The following is a 14541-nucleotide window of genomic DNA, read 5'->3' as shown; positions in this document are numbered from 1 at the left end:
GAATTCTTTATTCTTAATTGATAAATAATTCGTCAACAAGCAGGAGACCTTTCCTTCCTTTTATTGGACTCCAGTCTCCAATTTTTGAAAGAGGTTTGGCGATTATTTTTAAATACTGGCACTGCACAGCTGGAAATTCGCATTCAATTTTACTGATTACTGGTTTGCTAAGTTCCTTAGGTTGATTTGGTTTAATTCTTTTAATCAAACGAAGGGAATTGGGAGTGTCTCCTGCCCAAATTTCAACTTCTTCAGGTGGGAAAATTACATTACTGGATTCGACTAGAATCCGCATCCCTACAGAACTGACTTGTACTTTGGATTTATATTCCAATAAGAGTTCCAAAGGATTGTCTCTAAAGCCTCCCCAGTTTGTGGCCCATGCGGGGCTGTTGGCATTGAATTTTCCTAATTCCTGATCGAAAAATGTGAGTGCTCCTGCAGCTGGGTGTACTCTACTCATAGGTTTGAGTAAAATTACAGTGTCGGGTTTGTATCTATTTTGGAAAAGATCGAAAGTAGCAACCTCACTTGGAAGCCATCCTGATTTATACGCCTTGGCTTTGATAGAAGCACCTTTCTTCAGAATTAGTTGGTCTTTTTCAAATTTGAAGGAATTTTCAATTGTAGGTTCTTGCCCATCTAGTGTGTATCGTATGTCTACTTCCCTAATAGGATGAGAAAGCTCAATTACAACTGAATCCTCGAAGATGGAAGTAGAATTGGCCAGTTGTGGCAAATTTAATTGTAACATTTCTTCCTCAATTGAGGAGTTTTCATGCACCCATGAGATGTAAGGGAACCTAGTCTGAAGGTCTTTCACATCCTCTTTGTTTAAGGGGGTGGCCCAAATAACTATGGATCTGAGTTGAGGTAATGAATTGGCTAACCCCTCAATTGAGTTCTTGTCAATACCAGTTCCGGCCAAGGATAGATATTTCAATTGTTGGAATTTTTTCAGTTCTTCTAATCCTTTCCTGGTTATTTGTGAGAAATTCAGATTTAATCGATTTAGATTTTCAAAATTCTCCATGAGTTTTAGATCCTGATCCTGAACTGGCATTTTGTTTAGGCTTAGACTGACTATTTGACCTGATACTTTTTCCAGTTCTTCCAAAGATTTTGGAGAAAAGTTTGACGGACTAAATAAGGCCACATCCAAGGCAGGGGAATTTTCTGCGAAAACGACAACAGAACGATAGGCATTATTGAGGCCTTGAACTACCTTGGGGTCAGCCTGTTCAAAATCATAACTTTCCTCAGGTTCTTTAGCTAAAAAGAGTTCGGCAATTGATCTGATAGAATCAGTCTTTGGAAGCGATGCAATTCGGCTTTCCATTGGGTGATTAGATCTTATCCAATTTTCTAATAGTCGGATTTCGAGTGCTGTCAATTGTGGCTTTCCTTTTGGAGGCATATGTTTTTTGTCCGACTCAAGAAGGTGAATCCGTTGAAAAAGCAGGCTGTTATCTAATTGACCATTAGTCCAAATTGGACCTGTTTTTCCACCCCGGAGGACACCATCGGCTGTAGTCATATCCAGCCCTCCTTTTGCTTTTGATGAATTATGACAAGAATTGCATTTTTGATCCAATACAGGAAGGATTACATGGTCAAAAAGTAATGCATCCGCTATGCCTACTGGCTTTTGATTGGATTGGAAGGGTTCAGAAATAAAACCATCACCATGAGTTAATGAAGCACCAAAATGTCCGCCAATAATAACGCTTACAGTCAAAAAGACAGCGAAAATTCGAGCCTTTCCGATATTGAACCAAGGTGAATTCTGTAGCCAATAGATGGTAGAAACAATCAATACTGTACCTGCCGTGGACCACTTGTGCCAATTCAATAAGTCTCCTGAATAACCTTCTTCCTGTGCTAAAAATAGCCCCATTATTGCAGCCAGAATACCTGAAAGAGCTGAGAATAGAAGGATATACCTGTAGAGAAACTGAAAAACAGACTGATTTTTGACGGAATCTTTAAATGGAAAAGAGATCACTATCACCGATAGTAATATCAAAACGATCGGGAAATGCAGCACCAAGGGGTGCAATCTTCCCATTGCCTGAAATAGGGTAGGTAATACCAGAAATTTTTCAAAAAATAAAAGAAAGAACAAGAGGCAATTGCCAATGATTAACAATCCCTCAGCAACACTAAGTAGTTTGCTTTTGGTCATCAGTATTTGAGTTGAAAATGGTTGAATTTTGGGCTAATGCTTCAGGCAATTAATCCTGGAATGACTTGACCAGAAACGTCCGTAAGTCGAAACCTACGGCCTAAATGTTTATAAATAAGTTTTTCATGATCAAGCCCCATAAGATGAAGTACAGTTGCTTGAAAATCATGGATATGAACGGGGTCCTGAGCTACATTGTACCCCAACTCATCGGTTTCCCCATATACCAATCCCGGTTTAACTCCCCCTCCCGCCATCCAAATACTGAAGCATCGAGGGTGATGATCTCGTCCGTAATTTTCAGGGGTAAGTTTTCCTTGGCTATAATTGGTTCTTCCAAATTCTCCTCCCCAGATGACTAGAGTCTCATCCAATAATCCTCTTTGCTTGAGATCAGTGACCAAAGCAGCAGAAGGCTGATCTGTATCTTTGGCCTGATGAGAAATTTCATAGGGTAGATCCCCGTGCTGATCCCATCCCTGGTGGTATAGTTGAACAAATCTTACTCCGCTTTCAGAAAGTTTCCTCGCTAGGAGGCAGTTGGCGGCATAGGTACCAGGGACTAAGCAATCTGGTCCATAAAGTTTAATGACAGAATCAGGCTCTTTTTTTACATCCAAAATTTCCGGCACCGTAGTCTGCATTCGATAGGCCATTTCGTATTGCTGAATTTTGGTGCTGATTTCTGGGTCGCCAAATTTCTCGTAGGATAATTGGTTTAGCTCTCCTAGATGATCCAGCATTATTCGACGATCCTGTCGACTTAGTCCTTGGGGATCTTTAAGATAGAGAACAGGGTCCTCCCCGCTACTAAGCTGAACCCCTTGGTGAACAGAGTCTAAAAAACCATTGGTCCAGAGCTTGGAATAAACTCCTTGTCCATTTCCTATACCCCTTGAAAGTAAGACAGTGAAGGCGGGCAGGTTTTGGTTTTCGCTACCCAATCCATAACTAAGCCAAGCTCCCATGCTTGGGCGATTACCCTGTTGGGCTCCGGTCTGGAAAAAAGTAAGGGCAGGATCATGATTGATTGCCTCAGTATGCATGGATCTGACTATGCATAGATCATCTGCTATTTTGGCAGTGTAAGGCAACAAATCTGAAATCCAAGCACCCGATTGTCCATATTGCTTGAAATCCGAAAAAGACCCAACTAGCGGGAACGAAGACTGGTTTGCCGTCATTCCGGTAAGTCGTTGTCCTCCCCGTACGGAGTCAGGGAGCTCCTGACCAAATAGAGTATTTAGTTTAGGTTTGTAGTCGAAAAGTTCAATCTGAGAAGGTGCCCCATTTTGAAATAGGTAAATGATTCGCTTGGCTTTTGGTGCAAAATGTCGAATACCATTTGTCATAGAATCCTCCGCACTTTGCAATCCCTTGAACAGATCAGGCATAAGCAAAGAACCTAAGGCTACACTCCCAAATCCCATCCCAAGTTTGGAGAGAAACCTCCTTCTATTCAAATTGAGCCTGTATTCAAATAATTCTTTTTCCATATTAAGTTTTGGAGATGGTTTCTTCCATATTAAAGATGATTGAGATTACCTGCATCAATGCAGCCCAAGATTTGACATCCAATCCTTCAGCTGCAGGATACTCACCTACCTTTAGGAGCTGTTGACTAGATTCCTCAGTGAGTGATTGAGTGCGTTGGGCATGGTATCGTTCTAATATTGCCATTTCTTTCTCGGTGGGATACCGACAAACGATCAACCGGAATGCTTTCTCAATATTTTTGATTGGATCGGCCGATTCTTTCAGTAATCTCCCTGCAAGAACCCTACTCGCTTCTCCCACGGTGGGATCGTTCATCATAACCAAAGCTTGAAGCGGAGTATTGGTTATCGGTCTGCTGACTTCACACTGATCCCGATTACTTCCATCATAAATTGTGACGAAGGGTGGGGGGACAGTCCTTTTAATAAAACTGTAAAGCCCTCTTCGATAGAGATCTGTTCCGTGGTCCTGTTTATATACAGACAATATTCCCCTTCCCGATGTAGCTCCTTCCCAAAGTCCGGGCGGTTGATAGGGCTTTACACTTGGCCCTCCTATCTCTTGATGAAGTAGCCCACTACTTGCTAAAACGATATCTCGTACAAACTCCGCTTTTACTCGAAACCTAGGTGCACGAGCTAAGAAAAAATTATCAGGATCTTTTTCTTTGTGGGTAGAAGAAATTTTTGCCGATTGACGATAGGTAGAGGATAAAACGATCTGACGGATTAATCGCTTGATATCCCATCTATTTTCTCTGAAGTCCACAGCTAGCCAATCCAAAAGTTCAGGATGGGTTGGTAAAGCGCCCTGCATTCCAAAATCTCCCGGAGTGCTCACAATCCCTCTACCGAAGAATTCCTGCCAAATCTGATTGACAAAAACTCTGGCAGTCAGCGGGTTTTTGGGGTCAAACATCCACTTGGCTAGTCCTAGGCGATTTTTTTCAAAATTAGGTCCAAATCTCAGGATAGATTCTGGTGTGGAGGCAATCACGGGTTCAGTAGGCTGATCATATGCTCCCCTTTCTAAGACAAAAGTGGGTCGGATGGAATCCAATTCCCCCATGACAGATACTATGATATCCAAGGTGTCTTTCTTGTTGATGAATTGCAGGATTTTTTCTGAGTCATCATTTGAAATGTACATCAATGGAGTTTTAGCATAGGTCTCCGGACCACCTACCGTTGATTCAAGTCCTTTTTCTTTTACATTGTTGAAAAAAGCATAAAATGAGTAGTAATCTTTTTGGGATATTGGATCGTATTTATGGTCATGACAGCTGGCACACTCCATAGTTATTCCCAAAAGAGATTTACTCACGGTGTTGGCTCGGTCTGTGACGTACATCACTCGGTATTCTTCCTGAACTACACCTCCTTCCTCGGTAATTTTATGGTTTCTGTTAAATCCGGTTGCCAAAATTTGTTCTTTGGTCGCGTTTGGGATTAAATCACCAGCCAGTTGCCACGTGATAAACTGGTCATAAGGCATATTCTTATTAAAGGCATAGATCACCCAATCTCTCCATGGCCATTGACTCCTGTAGCTGTCGTCCTGGAAACCATGGGAATCTGCAAATCGAGAAATATCCATCCAGAGTACTGCCATTTTTTCACCAAAAGCTGGGTTTGAAAGCAGCCTGTCCACCATTCTCTCGTAGGCATCCGGCGAGGAATCTTCTAAGAATTGATCCATTTGTTCAATGCTAGGGGGCAATCCAGTCAGATCCAGGCAAAGCCTTTTGAGCAAAGATTCTTTGTCTGCCTCCGGGTTGTGGATTAGCCCGACTTCTTCCAGTTTTGAAAGAATAAAAAAATCAATTTCATTTTTTGGCCAGGAATTTTCGGTTACTTCTGGCAGCACGGACTTTGAGGGAGGTACAAATGCCCAATGAGGCTCATAAGTTGCGCCTTGTTGGATCCATTTTCTAATTAACTCTATTTCATAGTTGGTTAGAGTCAATTTAGAGTCTGGAGGGGGCATTTGCCGACTAGGATCATCAGTGATTATTCGGTGATAAACTTCAGATTCGTTAGGTTGCCCCTTGACCAATGCGTATGCTCCAGGAGTTTCTTTAAGCATCCTGAATGCCTCTTCTTCGACGTCTAGCCTCAATCCTGCCTCACGTTTGTTAGCGTCTGGTCCATGACAGGCAAAACATTTATCCGAAAGAATAGGGCGAATATGAAAGTTATAACTTACTTGATCTGGTAGATTTTTTTCTAAAATGTTGACTCGGCTGGATTCTTCGCATGATCCCAAAAAGAATAGTAAAACAGTAATCCCAAATCCATAAATAAGGAAATATCTCTTGTTCAAAAATTTTAACTCCATTTTTTCGAAATATCAAGAAGGGTGTAACTACTATAAAATTTTGATTTTTATTAAAAATAAAAATGATAATTAGGATAACTGTCCTGCACTGTACTAAATGTTGTTTAAGTTGATTTGCTACAAGATCCTTTCGCCCAAACTATAATTCCCTTCGATTTTGACCTCTGAGTGGCACTTCTGGCAATTGTGTGTAAGTACAGACATTGGTCATCGGTTGGATTTCTTTTTCTGGAGAAAGTTTGAGGCAAAGGTTCCTAAGTCCAAGGTCAAAGATTGTGGAGTTTCTTGATCGGAGTGGATGGGTAAGATCTCAATAAGGTAATCTTCTCCTTGATCAAGCAGAAAAAGCAAATGAAAAATTTGTGCTGGGCTTCAGGTGTGTTGGAAAATTTTTCGAACAGAGGAGACAACCGATTTTCCGAAAAATAGGGTTTTGGGCAGACAATCCATCCTGATGATCAAATAAATAGGACTCTTTCGTCTTTCGGGAACTAGCTTACTCCACCACCAGCCAAGTGTAGCTATTTGCTGGGATTTCCAAGGATACCTTTGCCTCATAATTTCTGTCCAAGCCGACTTTTTGCCTTACCCCTTCCTCTACCCGAATGTGGGCGCTGTCAGTCAGCCCGGTATAATACAGTGGTAGTGCAAGTTCTTTTTTCATCGTTTCTGAAGTCGGATTGAATAGCATGATCAGGGCTTTTTCTTTCCCTTTTGGATCTACGTGCATCCAGCCATCCCAGTCTCTGCCATCGGCACGGCGGAGCCGGATGATATCTGCATTGAGGATGTCCCGGTATTTTTTGTACCAATCAATCACTTCAATGACCATAGACTTGGTTTCCTCGGTATCATAAAGCCTTGGTCCTCGATAGCAAGCCTGTATCCCCGCGCCGTAGTACTGCATCATGAGCTGCTTGTAGTCCTCGAGGTGATCATTGAGCGGCTCAAGAACTGCATCTGCCCCGCCGCCGTGATAGGCCGTAAGCGGTACAAATCCCCAGCCCATCGAAGGAGTTTTTTCCCAAGTGGCGTCGTAGATATTTTGACGGTTGAGGATTTTTTGCCGCTCTCTCGGCAGGGCAAAATTTACCTCCCGATAGCCCATGGCAATCTTGTGGGTACCGTCCAGAAAGTACCAATCCGGTGCATTGATGTAGATTCCCTGTGCATTCATCCATTGGTAAAGTCCTTTTTGGAGATTCATTTGCACCCATTGAGAATCTTCCAATCCCTTGTGTCCGGGATGGGAAGTGGAGGCACAGACATCGCCCGGATAGGGGCCGTCATTTTCAAAAATATCAAAGCCGGTTTCACGGAAGAAGTACTTCAACTTATCCAGGTAATTCAATCCCCATTCGCTGGCGAGGCAAGGGGCATTTCCGAAGAAAGCTCCTCCGGGTTTGCCTGTAATCGGGCTGATCACATCGGTCTCAGGACCGATTGTTCGGGAGGAAAAAAGCGAATAGCCACCGATTTTGATGCCTTTGGAATGGGCGTAATCTGCCAGGGATTTCCAGCTCTGGATGTTTCCAGGAGAATTGTCCTCCATGTTGATATGGCTGCCAAAGCTTAGGATCAGTGCTTCGTATCCCGTAGCTGCACATTGGTCGATAGCGGTACGGACCTGTTCATCGGTTTTGCTTACCAAGTGCATGAATATGGGGTTTTGCTGGGTCCATGGGGCAATTGCCCGGTACATTTTTCTGCGTGCGAGTCCGTTTCGCTCTCGGTCATAGCTGTCTAGGACGAGTTCATAAGTCCGGATGGATTGAAAGCTTGCTCCAGGTTTTAGGTCAACGCCGATTCCTTTTTCAGGATAGACTTCCAGGATTGCCGGGGTCTGGTAGTCGTAATTGACTTGGGAAGTATAGGTTGAATCCTGCTTCCAATGGGTGGCTTGAGCGCTGATTTCGGCATTCATGGAATTATTGAAGGCAAAGTTGTTTTCGATGTACAACTGGTGGGGTTTCTTCATCTGAGTGGTTTTGCCGACCACAGCAGATTCTTCCTCCACTGTTCCCAAAATCTCATGGACTACCTGATCAAGGTGGTACGTTTGCGCTCCGGAATTTTCGAGTGTAAGGTATTTGGCAATCAAGGGAAGATCATCGAAAATTTCATAGTGAACCTTCAGGATGAGTCCGGAAAGTTGGGAATTGGTGTAGGTAAACGAAATCTTTTTGCCGCTTGCTGCTTTCTCTTGCTTGGTCCAAAACTGTAATTTGGATGGGAAATGAGGCTCAATTTCCGATAAGGTATATTCTTCAAATTGGAAATTGTCAGTTGGGGTTTCGACCAGATTTAACCATTCTTTTCTGAAATAACCTTTCTCCTTGAAATTCAATCTGGTGCCTGCTTCGTACGTTTTTCCATCAAGAGTAATTCTTACTTCGGGCATGACGGTTCGGAGCAGCTGCTCGCCGGTCATCAGATTGGTAAAGTCATAGCAAGCCAGGCTGGGAGAAAGGGAAAAGGTGCGTTGCACCAGTCCGTTTCGGAGTTGTATCTCTTTTGGATTGAGTTGGATGATTTCTGCAGGGCGGGATTTGCCGTCCACCAGCCAATCGTCGTTCTGATTTTGCCCAAAAGAATGGAGTGGGATCAGGGCTGAAAAAAAGATGATCCAGGAGAGTTTTTCAGCAATTTGGTGAAGGTTTTTCACAGTGGTCAAATTTGGATGAATCAGGATGGGAAAATGCCCATCCCTACACTAACCCTTTTCAAAGATTAGCTCGAAAAATATAAGGCTTTCGGTGTTAAAAACGATCCTTTACTTGGTTAAAAAGCAGTCGTTCGATTTTTTATTTGGTTCTGTGTAGCGTAATCCAAAGGCTTGTCGTATGGTTAAAGACTAATTTGATAGGCTATGCGAAAATTTTTGATTTTCTCTCTTTTTCTATTCCTGATTTCTGGATGTGTTGAAAAAAATGAATTTACCTCCCTCCTTGGAACTGATCCCCTTACCCAAAATGGAGAAGTTTTTATCTCAGAGACGGGTGAGGAGTACTGGATGGGCTGTGAGAATTCGTACTGTTACGGTTTTTCCGGAGGGGTTCCGGAAAGTCTGAAAACACTCCAAAACCTTACCATTCCCAATAACCTTCCGGCCTCTTTTGATCTTTCCAATTTTCTGCCGGAAATAGGCAATCAAGGAAGATTGGGGTCTTGCACCGCTTGGGCTACGACTTACTATGGCAGAAGTCTGCTCCATAATATTGGGCAAAATTCCTCCCGTTCTCAGGGAGTCACTTTGAGCCCATCCTTCATTTACAATCAGATCACAAAAGGCCAATGCAAAGGGACTTCGATTATCCAATCTCTTCAGCTTTTGGTGGATCAAGGGGCCAGCGAGTGGGAGGTTTTCCCCTATCAATCCACAGGATGCAATCTGCAACCAACAGCTGCACAGCGTGAAAATGCCAGCAATTTCAAAATGAAAGATTACCTGATTTTGTCAGGAGAAAATATGGTAGCCGAGGTCAAAACCCTTTTGACACAAGGAAAACCGATCGTGGTGGCGATGGGCTTGGATCCGGAGTTTGGGAAAAAGGATGCCTTGGGACTGAGTGCTTATCGTCCGCATCAGGTCAAAAAGGACCAGATTTATGGAGCCCATGCGATGCTGGTGGTTGGATATTCGGATCAATTTAAAGCTTTCAAACTAGTAAACTCTTGGGGTGAAGGCTGGGGAGATCAGGGCTTTGTTTGGGTGGATTATGCTGCTTTTGAAAATGTCTTTGACCTCCAAAATCCCTTTCGGGTCTTGTGTCAAGCTTTGGTCGTGATGAATTGATTGAAAACCAATCTGATTATAAGGTGCCCCGACAGTAGACGAATATTCCCCGGATTTTGGGCTGGATGCATCGACTACGCTCAGCACAAGCGACCGATGACGGAAGGCCGAAGAAGTCAAAGAATTGGCATTTACCAGTTCATTTTATCTTCGAAGTAAGTTACTTGCAAAGTTCCGGATATTCATAAAAATAAAAGCCCCGAACTTGCGATTCGGGGCCTTCAAGGGTGATTGACAGCTGTTACTCTTCTACTTTATTTTTAAACTCGATCTCGTTGATACTCATCAATACCTGTTCGGGTTTGGCTTCCGGGTTTTTGAAGATGAAATAGAGATCCTTGACGCCCGAGGTGGGTTTGATTTTTACTTTTGCTCGGTTGGCATTCATCCTGACCCATTCCTGCATACTCACCCCCTGAGGCGGTCGGAATCCTCCTCCTTCTTTTCTGCCTATTTTTTCAGAAGTACCCAGGACTTCTCCGCTTGGAGAACCAAGACGAATTTCCACGGTGCCACCGATAGCCCCATTTCGCTGATTGATTGCGGCCAGCACATCAATCTGCTGAACCCCTGTGAGGTCGATGCCTTTTAGGGCAAACTGAGAATTGTCTCCGGCCACCAAAAAGTTGACTCTTGGAGTTGTCAACAGTTGAACGCCTTTTCGATCAACCGAAGCCTGAGGATCTACAAACGGACTCCTAAGAGCCACGAAATCTACCCCATTCAAGGAACCGATTGAACTTGCACCTTTGTCAGCGTAGGAGGCTCTAAGCAGGAAGCTGCCCAGTCCATTTTCTCCTTCAGGTATCACCGCATTCACTTTTCCGCTCAGCGGAAGCGAAGCGATATTGGCCTGCACATCGTCCATCGCAAGGATGTAATCCACCATGCGTTTGGCATCTGCCTCGCTGAGTGAAGGGTGGGCGCTCATGGCGTGATCGCCCCATACTCCAGCACCCCCGTTGATGATTTTACCGACGAGATACTTGGTGTTTTCCTCCGAGTTTGGATATTTCTCAGCCACAGCTTGGTAGCTTGGGCCGATGGATTTTTCGGTGTATTGGTGGCAGGATTTACAGTCGCTCTGTTCGATCAGATTTTTACCCAAATTCAAAATAGCTGCGCTTTCCACCCCACTTTGCTTGGAAGCGATTTCTATGGGATCAAATCCTGCGGGAACATAGTCGAAGGTAACAGCCACTTCTTCTGCCTTGATTTTTCCGTCCGAAGAACTTCCGTCTTCCCTGTCATTGACTGTGATGCTATAGCTCAGTTCTTTGTCACCAAACCAGAAACTGCGGTTTAGCCCTGCAAAGTCGATACTGACCACCGGAGGCTCATTGCCTGCAGTTACTTCCAAGGAAGCCGAATTGGTTTCGCCTTTGGTGTCCGTGACGGTCAAGGTCACTTGGTAGGTGCCTGCCTCCGCAAAGGTGAAGCTAGGATTAGCCTCGGTCAAGGTCTGATTAAAGCCGGACCCGTTGGTGATTTTCCATACGTACTTCAGTTTTTCTTGGTCGTAGTCGTCGAAGTCATTGGTGCCTTCAGAGGAGAAATTGACGGTCAATGGAGTTGCGCCGGCAGTTTTGTCTGCAGCTACGCTGACATTGGGCTTACGGTTGCCTCTGTTGTATTGGATTTTGATCAGGCGTGAATTGGCATTGCCTCGGAACCAGGCAGAGCCGTATTCCAATATATACAGTGACCCATCCGGTCCAAAGTCCATATCGATCGCCGAGCTGAAGGTTTCAGCAGGCAGGAATCGCTCCATGCTTTTGTAATCGCCATTTTCATCCATGGTGACTGCAAAAATCCATCCCCTCATGAAGTCCACGATCAGCCACTTCCCTTCGTAGTAGGCAGGGAACACATAAGGCGCGTCTTTTTTGAAATCTGCTTTTCTAAATACCGGTCCTCCCGTGGCGCTTCTTCCTGAGCTTCCCAATTCGGGAAATTTCTCAGAGGCACCGTACGGATAGTAAATCATTGCAGGTACAACCGGAGTCGGAAGCTCGCGCAAACCGGTATTGTTCACCGATTCATTGACAGGATTGTTGACATCGTAAGGTGCCCCATAAGAGCTGTCCGCATGGTTGTGACGGTTGTAAGGAAAATTGTCCCCGATAAAGTACGGCCAGCCGAAAAACCCAGGGCCTTTGGCTTGGTTAAACTCATCATATCCTTTGGGCCCCCAAATCGAATCCACGGAGGCATCTGGCCCCACTTCACCCCAATAGAGGTAGCCTGTTTTACTGTCTAGGGTTGGTCTCCAAGGGTTTCGATGGCCCATGGTGTAGATTTCCGGACGGGTTTTTTCTGTACCGGGAGGGAAGAGATTTCCTTCAGGAATCGTGTATGTTCCGTCATCCTCGGGATGGATTCTCAGTATTTTTCCTCTTAGGTCATTTGTGTTGCCTGGGGCGCGCTGATCATCGGAGTTTTCCATTCCCGGTCTTTCATCCAGATTGGAAGAGCCTTCTCTTGGATTGACGGTGTTGTTTCCTACAGTCAGGTAAAGGTTTCCTTCTGCATCGAAGACCATCCCGCCACCGGTATGGCAGCATTCTTCGCGTTGAGTGGGTACCTCAAGGACGATCTTTTCTGAAGATTCAACCAACTCATTGCCTTTGAGCTCCCATCGGGCAAGGACATGCTTGGAATCGGTCGGATCGGCATAGTACATGTAGATCCAATTGTTTTTGGCGTAGTCTGGGTGAGCAATTACCCCCATTAGGCCTTCTTCTGCCTCCCGGGTTACTCCAGCCTTGTTGGTGTACTTGGTGTTTACAGGGATAGTGGCGACCAAAGTGACTTCTCCGGTGTTTTCATCCAGGATTTTCACTCCTCCTTTTCGCTCCACGAATAAGACCCGATTTCCGGGCAAAAAGGTCATTTCCATGGGTTCATCCATGCCTTCCGTCAGAACCACTTTGGTAAAGCGGTTGTCTTCAGGTTTGTAGTTTGGGTCATCTGAGGGATCTGTTTTGCAGGCAAAAACTATCAATCCAAACAGCAAGCCCCATAAAGGTCTCAAGGGTAAATTGTTCCTCATAGGTTTCAGATAAGTTGATCGGTTTTTCTATTGTCTCAAGAATGAACAAAAGAAATCCAATTACCAAACGCTCTTGCGGTTTCGGTAAATTTCAGGGATGAATGAGCGATGGAACTGATTGATTATTTGGGATAAAAAGGTATTCTCAGAAGAAAGTCTAAGAATATGGGCGGATCAAAAACAACCATTGGTAAAAATCTTTTTCAGGACAATTTTCCTTTTTCTATTTTTTCAAAAAAGTACCTCAACCATGAAGAAATTTATCCTTGCCTTAGCCTTCGTTCCGGCTTTTGCCTTCGGGCAAAACCATGAGGCTAATCTCAAAAAGATTTATGATGCAGAGCTTTCCTCAGGCCATACTTACAACAATCTCCACTACCTCTGTAAGGTAATCGGTAACCGATTGTCGGGTTCGCCGGGAGCGGCCGCAGCCGTAGAGTGGACACGTCAGCTCATGGAAAGTTATGATTTCGATACCGTGTACCTCCAACCAGTCATGGTTCCGCATTGGGAAAGAGGCGGAAAAGATGTGGTTAAAATCACAAATTCAGTCAAACATGGCGTGGTAGAACTGAATGCGTTGGCTCTAGGAAACACTCAGGGAACAGGTCCCAAAGGCTTGTTGGGGCAAGTGGTGGAAGTGAAGAGTATCGACCAGCTCAAATCCATGGGTGCTCAGGTCAAAGGAAAGATCGTTTTTTTCAACGGCCCCATGGATCCCACTAAAATCGATGCATTCGACGCATATTCAGGTGCCGTGGGACAGCGGGGATCCGGTGCTGCTGAAGCTTCCAAGCTTGGAGCCGTGGGAGTAGTAGTCCGCTCTATGAACAATCGGATAGATGACCATCCACATACCGGGAATCAACGGTATGCACCGGATTTTCCTGCAATCCCCGCTCTATCTATCAGTACCCAAGATGCCGAACTCCTAAGCCAACTTCTTTCTGAGCAGGCTGACCTAAAATTGTATCTGGAATCTCACGGAGAAATGAAGACCGAAAAACTCTCCTACAATGTGATCGGTGAAATCCGTGGCACAGAAAAGCCCGAGGAAATCATCGCTGTGGGGGGACATCTGGATTCTTGGGATGTGGGAGAGGGGGCACATGACGATGGTGCTGGGTGCATGCAGGCTATCGAAGTTCTGAGATTGTACAAGGCTTTAGGATGGAAGCCAAAGCGCACCATCAGGGCCGTGATGTGGATGAATGAAGAAAACGGGCTACGTGGAGGACAGGAATATGCCAAAGTGGCCAAAGCCAAAGGAGAGAAGCACATTGCTGCAATTGAGTCTGATTCGGGAGGATTTTTGCCAATCGGTTTTTCATCTACTGGGACCGATGCCCAGCGTGGCAAATTGGCCTCTTGGGCAGATTTATTGAGACCTTATCAGCTTTGGAATCTGCAAAAGCCAGGAGGAGGGGCAGACATCGGCCCGCTTCGGGATCAGGGTCCGATTTTGATCGGTCTTTTGCCTGACTCGCAGAAGTACTTCATCTACCACCACACGGAGGCAGATGTATTTGAGGTAGTGGATAGGCGGGAATTGGAATTAGGGGCTGCGGCGATGACAGCTTTGGTCTACCTGATCGAACAGGAAGGCATTTGAAATTCCTGATGATTTCCGAAATACCTTCGGGTAAGCCCGAGGGTATTTTTATTTAACATGAC

The 14541-nt window shown here is 44.8% G+C and carries 7 protein-coding genes and 1 pseudogene; 2 read left to right on the top strand and 6 right to left on the bottom strand.

What is annotated here, in order from left to right:
- Positions 1-13: 13 nt before the first annotated feature.
- The 5 genes and pseudogenes from DDT91_RS20605 to DDT91_RS09230 all read right to left on the bottom strand — a co-directional run bounded on the left by DDT91_RS20605 (position 14) and on the right by DDT91_RS09230 (position 8684).
- Complete coding sequence (locus DDT91_RS20605; RefSeq protein ID WP_255502062.1) at positions 14-1117, bottom strand: FN3 associated domain-containing protein; 1104 nt, start codon at positions 1115-1117, stop codon at positions 14-16.
- Positions 1118-1414: 297 nt separating this feature from the next.
- Positions 1415-1897 (bottom strand): annotated as a pseudogene (locus DDT91_RS20805) (c-type cytochrome domain-containing protein); the annotation flags it as partial.
- A 329-nt stretch (positions 1898-2226) separates the two neighbouring features.
- Positions 2227-3681, bottom strand: a complete 1455-nt coding sequence (locus DDT91_RS09240) for a DUF1501 domain-containing protein (RefSeq protein WP_187175885.1) — start codon at positions 3679-3681, stop codon at positions 2227-2229.
- A 1-nt stretch (position 3682) separates the two neighbouring features.
- A complete protein-coding gene (locus DDT91_RS09235; RefSeq protein ID WP_187175884.1) occupies positions 3683-6019 on the bottom strand; it encodes a PSD1 and planctomycete cytochrome C domain-containing protein in 2337 nt (778 codons plus the stop codon).
- A 496-nt stretch (positions 6020-6515) separates the two neighbouring features.
- Positions 6516-8684, bottom strand: a complete 2169-nt coding sequence (locus DDT91_RS09230; protein WP_370539305.1) for an alpha-galactosidase — start codon at positions 8682-8684, stop codon at positions 6516-6518.
- 204 nt (positions 8685-8888) lie between these two features.
- Between DDT91_RS09230 and DDT91_RS09225 the strand changes: the two genes are divergently transcribed.
- The gene (locus DDT91_RS09225) at positions 8889-9815 is read left to right on the top strand and encodes a C1 family peptidase (RefSeq protein WP_187175883.1); all 927 of its coding nucleotides are present in this window, start codon (positions 8889-8891) and stop codon (positions 9813-9815) included.
- A gap of 241 nt (positions 9816-10056) precedes the next feature.
- On the opposite strand, the gene DDT91_RS09220 is transcribed toward DDT91_RS09225, so the two are convergent.
- Complete coding sequence (locus tag DDT91_RS09220; protein WP_187175882.1) at positions 10057-12867, bottom strand: PQQ-dependent sugar dehydrogenase; 2811 nt, start codon at positions 12865-12867, stop codon at positions 10057-10059.
- A 250-nt stretch (positions 12868-13117) separates the two neighbouring features.
- Between DDT91_RS09220 and DDT91_RS09215 the strand changes: the two genes are divergently transcribed.
- Positions 13118-14479, top strand: coding sequence for a M20/M25/M40 family metallo-hydrolase (locus DDT91_RS09215; protein ID WP_187175881.1), 1362 nt, complete (start codon positions 13118-13120; stop codon positions 14477-14479).
- Positions 14480-14541 lie beyond the last annotated feature (62 nt).

The organism is Algoriphagus sp. AK58 (genome assembly GCF_014324365.1).
In the GTDB taxonomy this organism is placed as follows: Bacteria; Bacteroidota; Bacteroidia; order Cytophagales; family Cyclobacteriaceae; genus Algoriphagus.
Note: the sequence above shows the minus strand (reverse complement) of the source record. Positions and strands in the feature narration are given on the sequence as shown.